We start from the raw sequence: 19,249 nt of genomic DNA, 5'->3' as shown, positions 1-19,249 counted from the left end.
AACTCTAAAAACACCTCTAACGATATTTGAATTATTTTAAATTCAAATTATGTCAGAGGTGTTTTTAGAGTTCGTTGTTATGATATTGTTCTTGATCTACAGGCATCCATAGCTGAACTTTAGTGACAGCATCATCAAATGATAATTCCAAAGGATAAACTTCCACATACAGGCTGTTATGCTCATATGGCAGGGTCATTTGAAGGCTTGTTTCAATATAATACCAAGCTTCGTTAATGACATAGTCTAAATCACCTTGTAAGTTAAATTTAGCATATTGCCTTTCTGGTAGGAAACGACTTTCTAAGTGTGCAGGGTATCTTTCACTTGGTACACCGACAAATATTTCCATACCTTGATCTAATGGACAATTGACTACAAATAACTCGTGTGGACTTACATCATTATAACGTTGAAGCTCTTTTATTTTTCCATCGACTAATAAATCTTCTAAAAAATCAGGTACTTTATATGGATTTTCTAATTCATCTGCTTCTAAAAATTGATTGTAACCAACTAATGACAGGCCTCGCGTATCTTCTAATCTGTAATTATAAGGTGCAGTTTCTGTTGTTGTCAGTTTTATGTAAAGTCTTGGCTGCATTTTAAGTTCGTCACGTTTGGTATTCACTTGGATGGGTGACACACCGTGAAAATCACTGAAATCATTTGCGAATGTATTTGTATCACTATAACTGTATTTTTTAGCTACATCCATTAAGCGACTTGAACCACTAATAATCTCTTTTGCTGCTAAAGTCATTCTACGTGACCTCGCATACCCACTTGGAGGCTGGCCAACGATCATTTTAAATGATTGGTCAAGATGATAAGGTGAAAGACCAACGTAATCACTGAGTTCTTGCAAATGAAAAGGCTCTAGCAAATGATCTTCTATATAAACAATTGCCTGTTGTATTTGCTTGATAACGTCCAAAACCTTCACTCCTAATTTTCAAATGACTCATTCGCCATCATTGCTTTTAAATTTATTGTTGGAAAACGTTAGCATCGTTTACCTAATAAATTATATTCTACATCATTTTACTTATACTTACATCTCAAAAATATTGAATAGAGTAAAATGTAAATAAGTAAAATTGCAAATATTACTTTATTTGCTCAATAAATTAAATCATAACACAAAAAAAGGTTAAGAAAAAAGCAACAACAGAAGTGGTTTTTTACACTCGTGTTGTTGCTTCATGTTATAGAACGATAAACATATTAATGAATATCGTCCCACCAATGGAAACCATCTCTACTTAAGAGTAATTCACTTTCTAATGGACCATTTGATCCCGCTTCATAATTAGGGAATTCAGGTTCATTTTGGTCCCACTCTTCTTGTATTGCATCTACAAATTTCCAAGTAGATTTTAACTCTTCCCAATGGGTGAAGTTAGTAGCATCACCATTTAAACAATCAAACAATAAATTTTCATAAGCATCGACAGTATTCATTTTATCTTGTGCACTCATTGCATAAGATAATTGAACAGGTTCTGTTTCAATACCTTGAACATTTTTCTTCGCATTTAAATGTAATGATACACCTTCATTAGGTTGGATGTTGATGACAAGTAAATTTGAATCTAATTTTTTATCTGTTTCATAATATAAATTCATAGGCACTTCTTTAAACTCAACAACAACTTGAATCGTTTTACTCTTCATTCGTTTACCTGTTCTAATATAAAATGGAACGCCAGCCCATCTAAAGTTATCGACAGTCAATTTACCTGAAACGAAAGTAGGGGTTGTTGAATCTTCAGCAACACGGTCTTCATCTCTGTAACGTCTTACTTTTTGACCATCAATTGTACCTTCGTCATATTGTCCACGAACAAAGTTTTGACGAACTTCTTCTGATTCTAATTTACGTAGTGATTTAAGCGCTTTAACTTTTTCAGCTCGTATATCTTCACTGTGTAAACTAATTGGTGCTTCCATTGCTAATAATGCAACCATTTGTAACATATGGTTTTGAACCATATCTTTTAAAGCACCACTTGATTCATAGTAACCACCTCTATCTTCAACACCTAATACTTCTGAAGATGTTACTTGAATGTTAGAAATGTATTTATTATTCCATAATGGTTCGAACATCGCATTAGCAAAACGTAGTACTTCTATATTTTGTACCATGTCTTTACCTAAGTAATGGTCAATACGATAAATTTCTTCTTCTTTAAATGAACGACGTAATTGTTCATTTAATTGTTCTGCTGACTCTAAATCAGTACCGAATGGTTTTTCGATAACTAAACGTTTGAAACCAGCAGTCTCAGTTAATCCAGATGATTTCAAATAATCAGAAATCACACCGAAGAAATTAGGAGCCATAGCTAGGTAGAATAATCTATTACCCTGAAGTTGGAACTCAGTATCTAATTTATTACTCACTTCTAGTAGTGATTGATAACTTGCTTCATCACTAACATCATGTTTATGATAAAATACATGCTCCATAAATTTATCAAGATGTTTTGTATCTTTAACATGTTCTTGAATTGATGATTTCACTTGACTACGGAAATCATCGTTTGTTAAGTCTCTTCTACCTATCCCAATAATTGCAACTTGTTCATTCAAGTTTTCTTGTTGATATAAATGGAATAATGATGGGAATAATTTTCTGTGACTAAGATCACCAGTTGCTCCAAAAATTGTTATTAAGCATGGAATATCTTTGTTTCTAGTATTCAAGATCAAAACCTCAATTCTTTTTATAAATCTCTATTTATTATAGACCAATATTCAGTATTATTCCTACAATTTTGCTTGGAAGTATTTAATTTTAATATATTTCTTATTCTTTTGTGTGATAAAATATGAATAAGAAGAGGAGGCATATGCATGGAAATCACATTTTTTGGCACGAGTGCAGGTCTACCAACCAAAGAAAGAAACACCCAAGCAATTGCATTAAATTTAGAACCTTACTCAAATAATGTTTGGTTATTTGATGTGGGGGAAGGGACTCAGCATCAAATACTGCATCATTCAATCAAATTGGGTAAGGTTGATCATATTTTTATTACGCATATGCACGGGGATCATATATTTGGTTTACCCGGACTATTAACGAGTCGTTCATTTCAAGGTGGAGAAGGTAAGCCACTCACAGTAGTTGGACCAAAGGGTATTCAACAATTTATAGAGACGGCATTACAACTATCTGAATCCAGATTAAATTATCCAATTACATACATAGAAATTGAAGATCAATTAAATTATCATCACAACGGCTTTAATGTGAACGCATATCTATTAAATCATGGCATTACATCTTATGGCTACAGAATTGAAGCGCCGTATACGCCAGGTAAAATTGATGTTCAAGCTTTAAAAGAGATTGGTTTGGAACCAGGACCTAAGTATCAAGATATTAAAATTAATGAAACTTTTGAACATAATGGATTAATTTATGATTCTAATCAATTTAAAGGAGATGCTGTTAAGGGTCCTGTTATCGCTATATTTGGCGACACGATGCCTTGTAAAAATGAGTTGTTAATTGCTCAAGATGCAACAGTAATGGTACATGAAAGTACTTATATAGAAGGTGATAAAATGTTAGCAAACAATTATCATCACAGTCATATTGACGATGTGTTTGAGTTAATTCATGAAGCCCAAGTTGAATATAGTTTAATTACACACATAAGTAATCGCTATACAAAAGAAGAAGTGGAAACTATCAGTCAGTCATTAAAGTCACGAGATACAACACCACCATTCATGTTTGTTAATGATTTTGATTCATGGTCATTTTAACTGTAGATAATTAAAAATAGTAGTATAGGTATATCACGAAAGCGTAAGTTCTTTATATAGGAATTTGCGCTTTCAACCTATTTACAATACCTTTAATATAGATTGATAATATGTTGTTTCATGTTGAGTGTACACATTCAGTGAGCTTAATCACAATATAAAGTGTTAAAAGATTGTAAAATTAAAATAACACCCATTCATACGTAAAATGCAATGAATGGGTGTTATTTTTTATATTTATAAGTTAGTTAAAATAGCGCTTGTATTCATGCTTTAATTCAACTAATCGTCATCTCGACTTGATAATTCAATACTTCTATCAACAGCAGCGCGTAAACAATCTTCGAACACACCTTCAATATCATGTTCTGATAAAGCATTTAAGCCTGCTTGGGTAGTGCCACCTTTAGAAGTTATATTTTTTCTCAATTGCTCCATACTCAATTCAGATCGTTCAATCATTTTACTTGTGCCTATAATTAAATTACGGATAGATTCTTCAACTTGAGATTTCTCTAAACCAAGTTGCGTGCCCGCTGTCACATATTGTTCGAATACGTGATATAAAAAGGCTGGACCGCTTCCTGTAATTGCAGTAACTTGATGTAAGTTATCTTCAGAAACTTCTATTGCTGACCCAAATGCATTAATTAAATCATCAACTTCTTCTTTAGATTTTGGTCCAAAATTATTAGAAAAACTGATACCCGTTACAGAATGACCTACATGCGCATTTGTATTTGGCATAATACGAGCAATTGGATTATCAACACCTATTTTTTCACGAATATAGCTTATAGGTAAACCAGCCATAATAGAAATAAATTTATTATTTTCTGTTACGTTCGGTCTAATTCGGTCAGATAATACATCAAAATCATAAGGTTTTGTACCTAAAAATACATAATCAGCATCTTTTAATAATGCTTCGTCATCATAACTATAATTCACACCTAATTTTTCTGCATAATCTTTAAGTGCAACTTCGTTAGAGCGATTTGTTAAATAAATATTGTTAGAATCAATCACTTTTGAATTAACGATACCTGTAAAAATGGCATGAGCCATGTTACCAGCACCATAAAATACTAGTTTCATGTGAATACTTCACTTCCTCTTAGTTTTTATGTTTCTATACTAACATAGATTTATAATATAACTAATATTTATATTATATGCATGACATATCATAGCCATTTCAATTATACTGACTATACATTGATAAAGGGTAGGGATAATTATGATTGGCAAACATTATATTTTAACTGGTGGAACGAGTGGTTTAGGTAAAGCAATATTAAAGATATTGTTAAAGAAAAAGGTGTTTGTGACAGTAATCGTGCGCAATCCACAAAAACTAGATGACATTATTGCGCAATATGGTGTGGAGCATTTGTCTATCATACAATGCGACTTACAATCACAAGCTCAAATTCTAAAGCTTAGTCATTATTTTCAAGGGCAATCAGTTGATGGTTTAATTTATTCATCTGGTTTAGGTTATTTTAAAGCAATAGGCCAACATAGTCTTGATGAAATGTTAGAAACTTATACTTTAAATGTAGTGAACTTTAATATACTTTTGACTACAATACAACCATTTCTAAGGACTAATCCATCCATCGTTGGTATTGGTAGCCAGTCTGCTTTTTTAACACAAGCTTATGCCGCACATTATGGGGCAAGTAAAGCCGCTTTTAACCAAGTCTTGAATGCCCTTCGCATTGAAAGGCCTAACTATCATGTTCTAACTGTAAATACTGGTCCAATTGCTACACCATTTCATGAAAAGGCAGATCCATCATTAGCATTTGCACAAAAATATAAAAGTATTATGTTAGATTCAGATAAATTAGCACAGCAAGTCATAAAAGGAATGCTTACAAGCAAAACAGAAATCAACGAACCTAAATGGATGCATTTTATGTTAAAGATTTATCAACTTGCACCACGCTTTATTGAAAAGCATTTCACTATATTCTTTAAGAATAAAACTTAATTACTACTATTCTGTTTATCTATTATTGAAATTAAATTGCAATATAAAAAAGAGTTAGTTGAACTCAAACGATAATAGATGATGAATATGACATCTACTTTCATAAGTATCAAACTAACCCTTTTATTTAATGGTGTGATTTTTTATTTTAAATGTTGTGTATATTCTAGATTCTTAACACGATTACGTGCAACTTTTAGTTTTTCTAAACTAATTTCTTTTGATAATTCGTAATTTTTCACATTTTCATCTAATTGGTCGATACTGCTTGCCCCCATAATAATAGAACCTAAAGCATCATGTGATGTAAGATAGTTAAATGTTAAACCAGTTAAATTATTTTCAATCTCTTTAATAGAAGCTATTGTCGCACCTAATTCTTGGTAAGTATAATCAAATATACCTTCTTTAAATTTAGAATCTAATACTTGATTACTATTAGTAGTTAACAAACCTTTGAAAACAGGCCCGCGTGCAAGAACTTTAACCTTCTTAGCATGCACATCATCTAATAATACTTCTGGTCTATTATCAATTAAGTTAAATTGAGACATTAAAGTTTCGATGTCGCTGTGTTTTAAATAATAATCAATGACATTAGGTCGAATTGAAGATATGCCATATGCACGAACAATACCTTCTTTTTTTAATTCATCAAATGCACTAATTGTTTCATCTAGTGGATCATCAATCGTGCCACCATGTAATTGATATAAATCTAAGTGATCTAACCCTAGTCTTTGTAAAGAGTCCTTCACAGCAGCTTTGATATATTTTTTAGAAGGATCCCAAAATGTAGTACCATCATCAGCTAAATGATTACCTACTTTTGTGCCAATAACAATATCATCTCGATTTTGATATTTTTTCAAGGCTTTTCCTACAATATCTTCGTTTACACCTTTATCATAAATATCAGCTGTATCAAAATATGTGATACCTTGTTCAACCGCACGTTCTATAATTGGTTCTGCTTTTTCATAATCTGTGCCTAAACTCATACAACCTAAACCTAATTCTGAGATTTCAATACCACTTTTTAAAATGTTTTTTTGCATGTCGTTTCTCCTTTCGATACACTTGATGATAGGGCATAGACGTAACAAAGTAAGTCGTTATGAATTACTTATATGCATTGCGTAAAAACTTTAAATATTCATGAAATATTAGCACTTATATTTCCATGAGCATTGTTTTTTTATCGCTTTCGCTATTCCTTGAAACACTATCATGTTAATATTAACAATATCCTAATCCAAATAAAAGGAACGTGATTATAATGAATCTATTCGAGAAAACATTACATAAAGAGTCCATTTACAAAGGTGCAATTATTGATCTAGAAGTCCATGACGTAGAATTACCCGATGGACAAACGTCAAAACGTGAATTAGTCTACCATAATGGGGCAGTTGCAGTATGTGCAATCAACCCAGAAAACCAAGTGATTCTCGTCAGACAGTATCGCAAACCTGCTGAAAAAACATTATTAGAAATACCAGCTGGAAAATTAGAAATAAATGAAGAAAGAGAATTAGCGGCCAAAAGAGAATTAGAAGAAGAAACGGGCTATATTGCCGAAAATTTAGAATTGATTACTGAAATGTTTGGTTCCCCTGGCTTCTCAAATGAAAAGATCTCCATTTATCTTGCCAAAGACCTTAAAATAGGTGAAATGAATTTAGATGATGATGAATTTATTGAAATCGAAACATATAATATTGAAGAAATAACACCCATGCTCCAAAATCAAGAAATCGAGGATGCTAAAACGATTATTGCTTTACAATATCTATTACTTAATTATAATCATTCCAAATAACTTGCCTACACACTTGCGTATTTTATCAATTATTGGTATTTTATATATAAATCATTATGTAAATTGAAATGATTATAATTATTAGTAGGGGAGTGAGGCTTCCGTGGAAGAACGATTAAATCGCGTGAAGCAACAATTACAACAATCATCTTATAAATTAACTCCGCAGCGCGAAGCAACGCTAAGAGTTTTAATTGAAAATGAGAAAGATCATCTAAGCGCTGAAGACGTTTATTTAAAAGTTAAAGATAAAGCACCTGAAATAGGACTTGCGACTGTCTATCGTACGCTAGAATTATTAGCAGAATTGAAAGTTGTGGATAAAATTAATTTTGGTGATGGTGTTGCCCGTTTTGATTTACGTAAAGAAGGCGCTAAGCATTTCCACCATCATCTTGTTTGTATGGAATGCGGTAAAGTAGAGGAAATCGAAGAAGATTTATTACCTCAAGTGGAAGAAAAAGTAGAGCAAGATTTTAACTTTAGAATTTCAGACCATCGCTTAACTTTCCATGGTGTATGCTCAGATTGCCAAGCTCAAGGTAAGTAAGCTCAACATCATACACTATTTTATAAATAGAGGTGGTTCCATTGGATACTATAATTGAAGAATATTTGAGATTCATCCAACTAGAAAAAGGGTTGAGTTCAAATACAATTGGCGCATATAGAAGAGATTTAAAAAAATATGCTACATTTTTAGAAGAACAAAAAATAGGGCATATAGATTTTGTAGACAGACAATTAATCAATCAATGCCTTGGTTTTTTACACGATGATGGTGCTTCTGCAAAATCATTAGCACGTTTCATATCTACAGTACGCAGTTTTCATCAGTTCGCATTACGAGAAAAATATGCTGCAAAAGATCCAACTGTATTAATCGAAACACCAAAATATGATAGAAAATTACCGGACGTCTTAGAACTAGATGAAGTACTTACTTTACTTGAGACTCCGAACTTATCAAAAATTAACGGCTATAGAGATCGTACTATGTTAGAACTATTATATGCTACAGGCATGCGCGTTTCTGAACTTATACACATTGAGCTTGAAGATATCAATTTAATTATGGGCTTCGTCAAAGTATTTGGTAAAGGGAACAAAGAACGCATTATCCCATTAGGTGATGCAGTAATAGAATATTTAAATACATATTTAGATACAACACGTCCTCAATTATTGAAGCGTACTGTGACAAATGTATTGTTTTTAAATATGCATGGTAAACCTTTGTCAAGACAAGCTATTTGGAAAATGATTAAACAAAATGGCGTAAAAGCGAATATTAATAAGACTTTGACACCACATACATTAAGACATTCGTTTGCTACACATTTACTTGAAAATGGTGCTGACTTACGTGCTGTACAAGAAATGTTAGGTCATTCTGATATTTCGACAACTCAACTTTATACACACGTCTCAAAATCACAAATTCGTAAAATGTATAATGAATTTCATCCACGTGCATAAACACAAACCAGTTTATTCGTTGAATAGCTAGCTTGTGTTTTTTGTTTGCGTCGTCATTTTAATATGACTTGGTTTATTCATTTAACTTAAGTTTATTCTTTTTTTGAACGACGTATATCAAGTGCTTGTTGTCGCGCTTTGTCAACTTCTGAACGATCTCTTTCTAAATGATGATTTACAATATAACTATCTTCAATCATTTGTGGTGCTCTGACAAAATCAGGATATTTTTTTAAAATATCCTGTTCCATTTCTTTTGTTATTGGTAATTGAATTGGCACAAATTGATTTGCATTAGCCACAGACTGAATTAATTCTATAAGGAGTTTTTTATATTCATCTGTATAGATACCTAAATCGATGAATTGTTCACTTTGTTCAATGACACTTAACGCTTTTTTAAAAGATCGTAACGCGCCAACATTGTTATGTCTGCGATAATGATAGCAGCCTGTTGCTAACAAAATCAAACTAACAATCGCATCATCTTTACTAAATTGCGGATTTTCTTTCCAAGCTTCTTCTAAAATGTCATGACATAAAAAATAATGTTGTTCAGTATGAAATTGATAATAAAAATCTTGCAATGCATTTTTCATAATTAAAACCGCTCCAAATTTAAATGTTTTCATTAAACATGCTATAATATTTTAGTGAAATACGCACATAACTTGCTATATGAGGTAGATACTATGTATGAAGTGAAACTAGATGCTTTTAATGGTCCTTTAGATTTATTATTGCATCTCATTCAAAAAATTGAAATTGATATTTATGATATTCCCATGAAAGAATTAACAGAACAATATATGCAATATATACATGCGATGAATCAATTAGAGATTAATATTGCTAGTGAATATTTGGTTATGGCGTCTGAACTGCTTATGATTAAAAGTAAAATGCTGTTACCTCAATCAGAAGAAGTCGACGAATTAGAAGAGGATCCACGTGAAGGTTTAGTGGGACGATTAATTGAATATCAAAATTATAAAGAATATACTGAGATTTTAAATGAAAAGAAATCTGAACGTGCTTTTTACTTTTCAAAGCACCCAACTGATTTAACACACCTAGAATCTAATGAAACATGGGATTCAAGTAATACAATTGATTTAACAGAATTAATCATCGCTTATCAAAAAGTTAAAAATCGCGTTGAATTCAATACGCCCAAAACTGTAGATATCCGTAAAGAAACGTTTACGATTCAACAAGCAACTTCTCAAGTTAATGCGCGTTTACAACAACATGATTCGTTTAATTTTTTTAGTTTGTTTAATTTTACAGAACCTGTTGAAATGGTAGTCACACATTTTCTAGCAATACTTGAAATGTCTAAATCGGGCATTGTAAATATAGAACAACACCAAAATTTCGACGATATCAATATTTTAAGAGGGGTAAACTATGGCATTGAACGATAAAGGTATACTAGAAGCATTACTTTATACAGCAGGTGACGAAGGTTTAGATGAAAAACAATTACTCGAAATTTTAGACATTGACCAAACACAGTTGTCACTACTTGTTTCTGAATACATATCAGATGGCTTAGAAATTCAACATTTTGGTCAAACTTATGTACTTACGACAAAAAAAGATGCAGCAAATTATATTGAAAAATTAATAGAACAAAAATCAAAAATGAAATTATCTCAAGCAGCAATGGAATCATTATCTATTATTGCCTACAATCAACCTTTATCACGAAGCGATATCGAGATGATTAGAGGTATAAATTCTGATGGCGCTGTTAAAACTTTAATCGCTCGAGGGCTGATAGAAGCTAAAGACGAAGCGGATTCCAGAAGCCAACAACTCTATACCACGGAACTATTTTTAAACGTATTTGGCATTGAACATTTAGATGATTTACCAACTACTGATGAGGAAGCTGAAGAAATAGAAGCTTTCTTCAGTAATTTAGTAAATCAAAAAGGAGAAAATAATGAATAAAGAGACAGAAAGATTACAAAAACGTATTGCAAACAGTGGGCACACGTCACGTAGAAAAGCAGAAACATTAATTACAGAGGGCAAAGTATTAGTCAATGGCTCAGTTGTAACAGAGTTAGGTACAAAAGTTAAACCTTCGGATACGATTGAGGTTGAGGGTATTAAGTTAGAACAACAAGATAAACTATATATTTTATTTTATAAACCGGCACAAGTTATCACTAGTGTATCTGACGATAGAGGTAGAAAAGTAGTTACAGATTACTTTAAACAAATTAAAACAAGAATTTATCCAGTGGGTCGTTTAGACTATGATACGTCAGGATTACTTTTATTAACTAACGACGGCGAATTTACTAATTTAATGACACATCCGAGTTATAAAATCAAGAAAAAATATGTTGTTAAATTAAAAGGCTATTTAATGCGTGAAGAAGTTAAAGCTTTAGAACATGGAGTTGAACTAGAAGATGGTCATACACAACCAGCTACTGTAAAAGTAAAGAACCAAGATAAGGATAAAAATTCAACACTTGTTGAAATTACAATTACAGAAGGACGCAATAGACAAGTCCGTCGCATGTTTGAACACTTTGGCCACGAAGTTACAAAATTACAACGTATTGAAGTTGGACCACTTAACCTTAAAGGGCTTAATGCAGGTGAGGGCAGAGTCTTAACACCTCATGAAGTAAAAGTGATGCGCCAACTTGCAGAACATGGTAAATAATTGTTATTACGTTTAGCTTGATTTAAATCATGAGAAAAGTTTCACAATCTTTTTCTTCGCAATCACTTTTCCTGTTAAACGTATGATATAATGTCATTAAATTGAAAGTTAGCAGTGTGGGAGGTACATACGTATGTCAAATGAAATACTTATCGTAGATGATGAAGATCGAATCAGAAGATTATTAAAATTATACCTTGAAAGAGAGTCTTTTGAGATACATGAAGCAAGTGATGGTAATGAAGCGTATAAAATGGCGATGGAGCATGATTATTCATGTATTTTATTAGACCTTATGCTTCCAGAGATGGATGGTATCACTGTAGCTTCACGACTCAGAGAACACAAAGAAACACCAATTATTATGTTGACTGCTAAAGGTGAAGAAACAAATAGAGTAGAAGGATTCGAATCTGGTGCAGACGATTATATCGTGAAACCATTTTCTCCTCGTGAAGTGGTATTACGTGTCAAAGCGTTGTTAAGACGTACACAAGTAGCGCATACTGAACAAAGTGAACCTCATGCGCGTGATTTAATTGAATTTGACCACCTTGTCATTGACAACGATGCACACAGAGTGTTAGCAGATCATAACCAAGTTAATTTAACACCAAAAGAATATGAGCTGTTAATATTTCTAGCTAAAACACCTAATAAAGTCTTTGATCGTGAACAGCTTCTAAAAGAAGTATGGCATTATGAATTCTACGGCGACTTGCGTACTGTAGATACTCATGTTAAACGTTTAAGAGAAAAATTAAATCGAGTATCTGATGCAGCAGCTCAAATGATTCAAACTGTTTGGGGCGTCGGTTATAAATTCGAGGTTAAGTCTAATGATGAATCGGCTAAATAATGTAGTAATAAAACTGTGGTTAACTATTATTTTAATAGTAACGACAGTTTTAATTTTACTAAGTGCTGCCCTCATAACATTTATTCAGTCCTATTTCACGCAAGAAACCGAAGATTCATTACTCAAAGATGCGCAGCGTATCAGTCAATTGGTGGAAAGTGCAGATGATAAAGTTACAGCTATTGAATACAGTCGTAAATTAATAGAAAACCCAGATGGACTTATTATTATGAATGATAAGCACATGGTGAGCCAACACAAAGATAAAATTAAAGACAAGATGTTTAAAGAAATTAAAAACAATAAAGATTATAATCAAGTGTTTGATAAAGGGAAACAGATTTCAGAACACGTTACTGTTAAAATCAATGGGCAACAACGGACTTATGTATTAATTGGTTATCCTGCTAAAATCTTGAATGAGAAAGATAATAATCGGAATATTAACTACAGTGGTGTATTTATTTATCAAGATTTAAAAACAATCGAAGAAACCAATAATGTAATTACAGTTATTATTTTAATTATTGCTATTATCTTCTTAGCAATTACAACCGTTTTTGCCTTTTTCTTATCATCTCGTATAACCAAACCGTTACGAAATTTGCGGACACAGGCTTTGAAAGTTTCTAAAGGGGATTATGCCCAAGTCGTACCCGTCAATACGCGTGATGAAATTGGTGAATTATCTCGTACGTTTAATACGATGAGTTCTGAAATCCAACAACATATCGATGCCTTGTCATCTTCTAAAAATATTCGTGACAGCTTAATCAATTCTATGATTGAAGGTGTATTAGGATACAATGATAAAAAAGAAATTATAATTTCTAATAAAATGGCTCAAAACACCCTTCAAATACTTGATGGACATGAACTGAAAAAGCTTGATAAGCAAAATGAACGTACTTTCAAAAACAAGCAAACTCAATTTGAAGAATATGAAATAAATACACGTTATTTAGTAATAATAACGAGTTACATTGATCAAATTCAACCAGATGGTCGTAGTGGTATCGTCGCTATTATTCGTGATATGACTAACGAACATAACATAGACCAAATGAAAAAAGACTTTATCGCTAATGTTTCACATGAATTACGTACGCCTATTTCACTATTACAAGGATATACTGAGTCTATTGTGGATGGCATCGTCACAGAGCCCGATGAAATACATGAATCACTATCTATCGTACTAGATGAAACCAAGCGCTTAAATCGACTTGTAAATGAGCTTCTCAGTGTTGCACGTATGGATGCTGAGGGCCTAACGGTAGAAAAATTTGTTCAGCCTATTGATACATTACTAAATAAAATGCAACAAAAATATCAAAGTCATGCAGAGAGTCTAGGTTTAAGCATCAATTTAAATCCAAACACGCACGAACAGCTATGGTATTATGATTTAGATCGAATTGAACAAGTCTTAACTAATTTGATAGACAATGCAACGAGGTATACTGAAACAGGAGATGCCATCACTATCAGTTATGGAGAGTCAGCGACAGAGAACATATTATATATTACAGACACGGGATCTGGCATTGCACCAGAGCATCTACAACAAGTGTTCGAACGTTTTTATAAAGTTGATTCCTCACGTAAACGTGGTAAACAGGGTACAGGTTTAGGTTTATTTATATGTCGAATGATTGTAGATGAACATGGTGGCAGTATTGACGTTAAAAGTAAACTAGGTAAAGGAACAACCTTTATTATCAAATTACCAAAGTTAGCTAATAATGAAATGCTTTAGAAAATTCTTGAATGGTTACTGCTTTAAGTAACTGATCAAACATATATAAAGACCGACGAAATCATTATTGTTATTTCGTCGGTCTTTATTATTGATAATGCTTATAGACATAATAAAAAGTATATATTTCATTTAATTCAGTCCTTTTCAGCATATTTAGAGCAATAATATTGTTTTTACCAGAGTAATAAGCTATGATATATTTATAAAAATTTGAGATATTCATCTTCGGGGTAGGGTGCAATTCCCAACCGGCAGTAATTAAAGCCTGCGACCCATTTATTTTCATTTAAATAAATGGCTGATCTAGTGCAAATCTAGAGCCGACAGTAAAGTCTGGATGGGAGAAGATGGAGGGTTATTTGTTGTGCTGTTAAATCCTCCTATTCGATAAAAGATGAATGGAAGGAGATAATTTAATATGCAACAACAAACAAAACGACTTATTACGATAAGTATGTTAAGTGCGGTTTCTTTTATTTTGATGTTTATAAAATTTCCAATACCATTTTTACCGCCTTATTTAACTTTAGACTTTGGTGATGTGCCTGCACTATTAGCTACATTCACGCTTGGGCCAATAGCTGGAATCGTTGTAGAATTTATTAAAAATTTATTGAACTTCTTATTCAATATTGGAGATCCAGTTGGTCCAGTTGCTAACTTTTTAGCAGCATCCAGTTTTTTAATAACAGCTTATTATGTCACTAAAAACAAATTTAACCTTAAATCACAAATCATAGGCCTTACTGTAGCAACTATTGTGATGACTATTATTCTAAGTATCTTAAACTACTTTGTATTGTTACCTTTATATGGCATGATTATGAATTTATCTAATGTTGTAGAAAACGTTAAGATTGTTATTGTATCTGGCGTTATTCCATTCAACATTATTAAAGGCGCTATTATTTCTATAGTGTTCATTGTTTTATTTAAACGTTTGAAAAATGTATTACCAAAATAAATTTAAAAACATCTGAAAATTAACACTCAGATAAATAAAAACAGAGTGATTTCTATTGAAATAATACAGAAATCACTCTGTTTTTTAATTACTATTATTAATTTAGAATCATCTTAGGCATAAAAAGTAGCATGTTCCATGTAATGTGAACACGCTAACCTTAAACGTAGCCATTAGCAAATATAGTTAGTAATCACTATATTTAGGCAAACGCTTATTATATATATTATTAAGTATAAATTGCATACTTACTTGTATAGAACAAATCTTGATTTTATTCAAATTTTAATGCATCACCATCAAATGATTCTTCTTCAATTTTAATTGAATCAGTAGGACAACCATCTAACGCATCTTCCATATCCTCATATAATTCTTCCGGCACCTCTGCTGTACCTTTGTTGTCATCTAGTATCACATAAGCAATACCTTCATCATCATAGTCATATATATCAGGGGCAGCGGCACCACAAGCACCACATGCAATGCATGTATCCATATCAACAATTGTATATTTAGCCAATTTCTTCGCCTCCTTTGACAAAAATGCTACACTAATAGCACAATTATTATTGTAGTCACTGTTTTAAGATTTTTCAAATGTTTTTGTTTTATAGAATGAGGGAGTAAACATGTATAATATAATCCAATTTGCACAAACACATGCACACAATTACAAAACTGAAAAAAGTATATTTAATATTATCACAGGGAAAAAGTCACATCAAACTTTTTTTGATGCCTGTAGTCAACAACTCTTGTCATTATATCACAGCATGCCTAACTTGAAATATCAGTCGTTTGAGCGATATTTCAATCAATTTAATGATCAAGATAATAGCTTTCAAAATATCGCTAATCATCCGAGACATACGTTTGATAGTTTAACCAACACATTTAAAGCCATACAATTATTAACTCAGACCCTATCTAATACCAAACATAAGGTCTATCAATTCGTACCTATTACTCAACATAGTACTGTACACCAACAAGTTAAATTTGTATATAAGCAAATTATCAACAAACAATTACAAGATCAATTCATCGAAGAACTTTCGACATTATTTCAATCTATGATGAATAAAAATAATACAATATATATTCACTATTACCTACAAGGTTTTGAAGAAAGTATGTATACACGGCTACAAATCAGTTTAATAGAGGACATACCACAAGAACACTTATTCGAATTAGAATTAACAGATTTAGTCACATTAATGTACGAGATTGAGAATGCATCTAACTATCCACTATTAAACAAACTTATTGTGCTACCATCATTATTAAATAAAACAGAGCAAACTTACGCAGGTTTACAAAATGGATTAAACTTCGAACAACTAGCTGCACAACAAAACGTTAAACCTAATACGATAGATGATCATATTTTAGAGTTATTTATAAAAGGCTACATATCGAATTATGAAGATTATTTAACACATTCAATTTATACTGATTTCATGACTTATTATATTTCAAATCGTAGCGAAAGGTTACGCAATTATAAAGAAATATTTTCTGACCTCAGCTATTTTGAATTGAAATTGATTATCGTTGGAATAGAGAGAGGTGAAATCAATGTTACAGCATGAGCTAAAAAAGTGGTTTGGATTTGAGACTTTTAAACCTGGACAACAAGAGATTATAGAAAGTGTATTGAACAATGAAGATACATTAGGTATTTTACCTACAGGAAGTGGCAAAAGTCTTTGTTATCAATTACCAACCTACATACGTCAACAACCAACACTAATTATTTCACCACTCATTTCTTTGATGGATGACCAAGTCATGCAACTCAAACTACATGGCGAACATCATGTTTGTTGTATTCATTCAGGTATGGATGAAAATGAGAAGAAAAGGAACATTGAATCACTAACAAAAAGTCGATTTATCTATTTAAGTCCAGAATTTATATTGCAACCTCAAAATTTCAATCTCATTAAAAATTTGAATATCGGAATGGTCGTACTAGATGAAGCGCATTGTTTATCTGAATGGGGATATGATTTCAGACCGCACTATGCACTTATAGGTAAAATTATTGCACGATTTCCGACAGCAACCTTGCTTGCTCTGACTGCAACAGCACCGAATTATTTAACTTATGATTTAAACACTATGTTAAAAAAATCTTTTCATGTCATTAAAACAAGTATGAATAGAGACAATATTTTTTTAACACATAAAAATTTTGCAGACGATGAAGCCAAATTAAAATGGTTACTTCCAGCATTAGAAAATTCAGGACCTACAATTATATATGTTTCTTCTAAAAAAGTGTGTCTTACATTAGCAAAAGAAATATATAACTACGGTTTTTTAACAGGGATTTATCATGGAGATTTATCTTATCAAGAACGGCACACAGTTCAGCACCAATTTTTAAATAATGAAATACCTATCATCGTGGCAACCAGTGCATTTGGTATGGGCATTAATAAAAAAGATATACGTTCTATTTTTCATTACCACCTATCGACCAGTCCATCAAACTACATGCAAGAAATTGGCCGTGCTGGCCGTGATGGGGCAGACAGTCAAGCAATTAGTCTGTTTCAACCTGATGATAGTTTTTTACTAGAAACGCTATTATTTACGGATATGATTACCACTGAGGATGTAAATGCCTTTGAAGTAGGTTCCTTTGTAACTCCTGATAAATTTGAAATATTAGAAATATTAAATAGCTATTACTCATTTACTGAGTTGCGTACGATATTCGACAGGACATATCAACGAAAACGCCAAGGTTATATACATATGCTAGGATACAAAAATCTAGACCAATGCCGACGTACTTATATGATGGAATTCTTCGGTGAAACGTTAAATAGAAGGCCTGATCAATGCTGTGATAATGATTCTGATTTAAATGTAATAAATTTAATTAATAGAAAAAAAGTAAAAAGAAAAATGGATTTTAATGAAAAAATACAAAATTTGTTTAAATAATAGACAAATACTTTACTTCACTTTTTCAAACAAGCTATAATACTACATATATACTAGTTTAATAGTGATTTTTGAATGAAAAGTTTTACATGTTTACTTATTTTTAGGGTATAACAATATATACTTAAATTAAAACGAGGAAGGATGATGAATTTGTCTAACAACAATTTTAAAGATGATTTTGAAAAAAATCGTCAATCCATTGATCCAAAAGAACATCAAGACAATACAAAGGAGTCCGTTAATGGTTCAGTTGACAACGTAAAAGAGGAAGTTTCTGATAAGACAGACGAACAATTCCCTCCTAGAAATGCTCAAAGAAGACAGCGTAGACGGGACACAGCAACAAATCAAGATCCAAATAATCAGCCTGAACAAGATAAAGATGTAGTTCAAGGCGAAAATCAATCACTAGAAGATAACAATTCATCAGAACCAGATTTTGAAAATAACTCAACAAAAGATCCTTCGAAGAATAATGATTTAAACCATGGATCAACAAATAATCAAAATACAAAAGAAAACCAAAATGATTCCAATGAAAATATTGAATCACAAAAAGATAATGAATCCAATAAGAATGGTGCTGCTGTAGCTGGAGGCGCTGCTGCAACTGGTACAGGTGCTTATGCTACTGGCAAACACAACAATAATAAGGATTCAGAAAATGACTTAAATAATAATGAACAAAATATCAATAAATCAGATAGCGAACAAGTAGACAAATCAGACGATGCTTCGCATTCTGAAAATGATAAAAATAGTTCTAAGAAAAAAGGTGCTGCTGTAGCTGGAGGCACTGCTGCAACTGGTTCAGGTGCTTATGCTGCTGGCAAACACAACGATAATAAGAATTCAGAAAATGACTTAAATGATAATGAACAAAATATCAACAAATCAGATAGCGAACAAGTAGACAAATCAGACG

The 19,249-nt window shown here is 32.0% G+C and carries 19 protein-coding genes, 1 pseudogene and 1 riboswitch; of the genes and pseudogenes, 14 read left to right on the top strand and 6 right to left on the bottom strand.

What is annotated here, in order from left to right; translation table 11 throughout:
• Positions 1-64 precede the first annotated feature (64 nt).
• Positions 65-937 (bottom strand): AraC family transcriptional regulator, encoded by an 873-nt coding sequence (locus tag ACA31_RS04955; protein ID WP_057512255.1) that lies wholly within the window; start codon positions 935-937, stop codon positions 65-67.
• Positions 938-1,227: 290 nt separating this feature from the next.
• Positions 1,228-2,712: a glucose-6-phosphate dehydrogenase gene (gene zwf / locus ACA31_RS04950; RefSeq protein WP_057512254.1), complete on the bottom strand. Its 1,485-nt coding sequence runs from the start codon at positions 2,710-2,712 to the stop codon at positions 1,228-1,230.
• Positions 2,713-2,862: 150 nt separating this feature from the next.
• Between zwf and rnz the strand changes: the two genes are divergently transcribed.
• Complete coding sequence (gene rnz, locus ACA31_RS04945) at positions 2,863-3,783, top strand: ribonuclease Z (RefSeq protein ID WP_057512253.1); 921 nt, start codon at positions 2,863-2,865, stop codon at positions 3,781-3,783.
• Between the two features lie 282 nt (positions 3,784-4,065).
• Here the strand turns inward: rnz and proC are convergent, their stop codons facing one another.
• Positions 4,066-4,881, bottom strand: a complete 816-nt coding sequence (gene proC, locus ACA31_RS04940) for a pyrroline-5-carboxylate reductase (RefSeq protein ID WP_057512252.1) — start codon at positions 4,879-4,881, stop codon at positions 4,066-4,068.
• A 142-nt stretch (positions 4,882-5,023) separates the two neighbouring features.
• On the opposite strand from proC, the gene ACA31_RS04935 reads away from it, so the two are divergent.
• Positions 5,024-5,782, top strand: coding sequence for an SDR family NAD(P)-dependent oxidoreductase (locus ACA31_RS04935; protein WP_057512251.1), 759 nt, complete (start codon positions 5,024-5,026; stop codon positions 5,780-5,782).
• Between the two features lie 143 nt (positions 5,783-5,925).
• Here ACA31_RS04935 and ACA31_RS04930 read toward each other — a convergent pair whose 3' ends face one another.
• Positions 5,926-6,840, bottom strand: coding sequence for an aldo/keto reductase (locus ACA31_RS04930; RefSeq protein ID WP_057512250.1), 915 nt, complete (start codon positions 6,838-6,840; stop codon positions 5,926-5,928).
• Between the two features lie 221 nt (positions 6,841-7,061).
• On the opposite strand from ACA31_RS04930, the gene ACA31_RS04925 reads away from it, so the two are divergent.
• From ACA31_RS04925 to xerD, 3 genes are all read left to right on the top strand, one after another.
• Entirely contained in the window at positions 7,062-7,604 is a 543-nt protein-coding gene (locus ACA31_RS04925) for an NUDIX hydrolase (RefSeq protein WP_057512249.1), read from the top strand.
• Between the two features lie 103 nt (positions 7,605-7,707).
• Positions 7,708-8,154 carry a ferric iron uptake transcriptional regulator gene (fur, locus tag ACA31_RS04920; RefSeq protein WP_046465387.1) on the top strand — a complete coding sequence of 149 codons (447 nt, stop codon included), beginning with the start codon at positions 7,708-7,710 and terminating at the stop codon, positions 8,152-8,154.
• 41 nt (positions 8,155-8,195) lie between these two features.
• Positions 8,196-9,083, top strand: coding sequence for a site-specific tyrosine recombinase XerD (xerD, locus tag ACA31_RS04915; RefSeq protein ID WP_057512248.1), 888 nt, complete (start codon positions 8,196-8,198; stop codon positions 9,081-9,083).
• Positions 9,084-9,175: 92 nt separating this feature from the next.
• On the opposite strand, the gene ACA31_RS04910 is transcribed toward xerD, so the two are convergent.
• Positions 9,176-9,682, bottom strand: coding sequence for a DUF309 domain-containing protein (locus tag ACA31_RS04910; protein ID WP_057512247.1), 507 nt, complete (start codon positions 9,680-9,682; stop codon positions 9,176-9,178).
• A 93-nt stretch (positions 9,683-9,775) separates the two neighbouring features.
• Between ACA31_RS04910 and ACA31_RS04905 the strand changes: the two genes are divergently transcribed.
• From ACA31_RS04905 to ACA31_RS04880, 6 genes are all read left to right on the top strand, one after another.
• Entirely contained in the window at positions 9,776-10,510 is a 735-nt protein-coding gene (locus ACA31_RS04905) for a segregation and condensation protein A (RefSeq protein WP_057512246.1), read from the top strand.
• A complete protein-coding gene (scpB, locus tag ACA31_RS04900; protein ID WP_057512544.1) occupies positions 10,500-11,042 on the top strand; it encodes an SMC-Scp complex subunit ScpB in 543 nt (180 codons plus the stop codon). Before ACA31_RS04905 ends, scpB begins: the two co-directional genes overlap by 11 nt.
• Complete coding sequence (locus tag ACA31_RS04895; protein ID WP_002507552.1) at positions 11,035-11,772, top strand: pseudouridine synthase; 738 nt, start codon at positions 11,035-11,037, stop codon at positions 11,770-11,772. The genes scpB and ACA31_RS04895 overlap by 8 nt, the downstream gene beginning before the upstream one ends.
• Positions 11,773-11,905: 133 nt before the next feature.
• Complete coding sequence (locus tag ACA31_RS04890) at positions 11,906-12,631, top strand: response regulator transcription factor (protein ID WP_057512245.1); 726 nt, start codon at positions 11,906-11,908, stop codon at positions 12,629-12,631.
• The gene (locus ACA31_RS04885; RefSeq protein ID WP_057512543.1) at positions 12,615-14,390 is read left to right on the top strand and encodes an ATP-binding protein; all 1,776 of its coding nucleotides are present in this window, start codon (positions 12,615-12,617) and stop codon (positions 14,388-14,390) included. The genes ACA31_RS04890 and ACA31_RS04885 overlap by 17 nt, the downstream gene beginning before the upstream one ends.
• A gap of 220 nt (positions 14,391-14,610) precedes the next feature.
• Positions 14,611-14,746: riboswitch (FMN riboswitch) on the top strand.
• Between the two features lie 65 nt (positions 14,747-14,811).
• Positions 14,812-15,357 carry an ECF transporter S component gene (locus ACA31_RS04880; protein ID WP_057512244.1) on the top strand — a complete coding sequence of 182 codons (546 nt, stop codon included), beginning with the start codon at positions 14,812-14,814 and terminating at the stop codon, positions 15,355-15,357.
• 274 nt (positions 15,358-15,631) lie between these two features.
• On the opposite strand, the gene ACA31_RS04875 is transcribed toward ACA31_RS04880, so the two are convergent.
• Complete coding sequence (locus ACA31_RS04875) at positions 15,632-15,880, bottom strand: ferredoxin (protein ID WP_002507556.1); 249 nt, start codon at positions 15,878-15,880, stop codon at positions 15,632-15,634.
• A 109-nt stretch (positions 15,881-15,989) separates the two neighbouring features.
• Here ACA31_RS04875 and ACA31_RS04870 point away from each other — a divergent pair, with 109 nt between their 5' ends.
• The 3 genes and pseudogenes from ACA31_RS04870 to ACA31_RS04860 all read left to right on the top strand — a co-directional run.
• Positions 15,990-16,955 carry a helix-turn-helix domain-containing protein gene (locus ACA31_RS04870; protein WP_057512243.1) on the top strand — a complete coding sequence of 322 codons (966 nt, stop codon included), beginning with the start codon at positions 15,990-15,992 and terminating at the stop codon, positions 16,953-16,955.
• Complete coding sequence (locus tag ACA31_RS04865; RefSeq protein ID WP_057512242.1) at positions 16,942-18,321, top strand: RecQ family ATP-dependent DNA helicase; 1,380 nt, start codon at positions 16,942-16,944, stop codon at positions 18,319-18,321. Before ACA31_RS04870 ends, ACA31_RS04865 begins: the two co-directional genes overlap by 14 nt.
• Positions 18,322-18,468: 147 nt before the next feature.
• A pseudogene (locus ACA31_RS04860) lies at positions 18,469-19,249 on the top strand (elastin-binding protein EbpS); the annotation flags it as partial.

This window comes from Staphylococcus sp. NAM3COL9 (assembly GCF_001431205.1).
Lineage (GTDB): Bacteria > Bacillota > Bacilli > Staphylococcales > Staphylococcaceae > Staphylococcus.
This window is presented reverse-complemented; position numbering and strand designations above follow the sequence as displayed.

Bases quoted from the DNA above. Each gene is read 5' to 3' on its own strand.
- ACA31_RS04865 (WP_057512242.1), top strand. From the start codon at position 16,942: ATGTTACAGCATGAGCTAAAAAAGTGGTTTGGATTTGAGACTTTTAAA.
- rnz (WP_057512253.1), top strand. From the start codon at position 2,863: ATGGAAATCACATTTTTTGGCACGAGTGCAGGTCTACCAACCAAAGAA.
- ACA31_RS04895 (WP_002507552.1), top strand. From the start codon at position 11,035: ATGAATAAAGAGACAGAAAGATTACAAAAACGTATTGCAAACAGTGGG.
- ACA31_RS04905 (WP_057512246.1), top strand. From the start codon at position 9,776: ATGTATGAAGTGAAACTAGATGCTTTTAATGGTCCTTTAGATTTATTA.
- ACA31_RS04925 (WP_057512249.1), top strand. From the start codon at position 7,062: ATGAATCTATTCGAGAAAACATTACATAAAGAGTCCATTTACAAAGGT.
- ACA31_RS04885 (WP_057512543.1), top strand. From the start codon at position 12,615: ATGAATCGGCTAAATAATGTAGTAATAAAACTGTGGTTAACTATTATT.
- ACA31_RS04870 (WP_057512243.1), top strand. From the start codon at position 15,990: ATGTATAATATAATCCAATTTGCACAAACACATGCACACAATTACAAA.
- ACA31_RS04935 (WP_057512251.1), top strand. From the start codon at position 5,024: ATGATTGGCAAACATTATATTTTAACTGGTGGAACGAGTGGTTTAGGT.
- proC (WP_057512252.1), bottom strand. From the start codon at position 4,881: ATGAAACTAGTATTTTATGGTGCTGGTAACATGGCTCATGCCATTTTT.
- ACA31_RS04910 (WP_057512247.1), bottom strand. From the start codon at position 9,682: ATGAAAAATGCATTGCAAGATTTTTATTATCAATTTCATACTGAACAA.
- ACA31_RS04890 (WP_057512245.1), top strand. From the start codon at position 11,906: ATGTCAAATGAAATACTTATCGTAGATGATGAAGATCGAATCAGAAGA.
- ACA31_RS04930 (WP_057512250.1), bottom strand. From the start codon at position 6,840: ATGCAAAAAAACATTTTAAAAAGTGGTATTGAAATCTCAGAATTAGGT.
- ACA31_RS04880 (WP_057512244.1), top strand. From the start codon at position 14,812: ATGCAACAACAAACAAAACGACTTATTACGATAAGTATGTTAAGTGCG.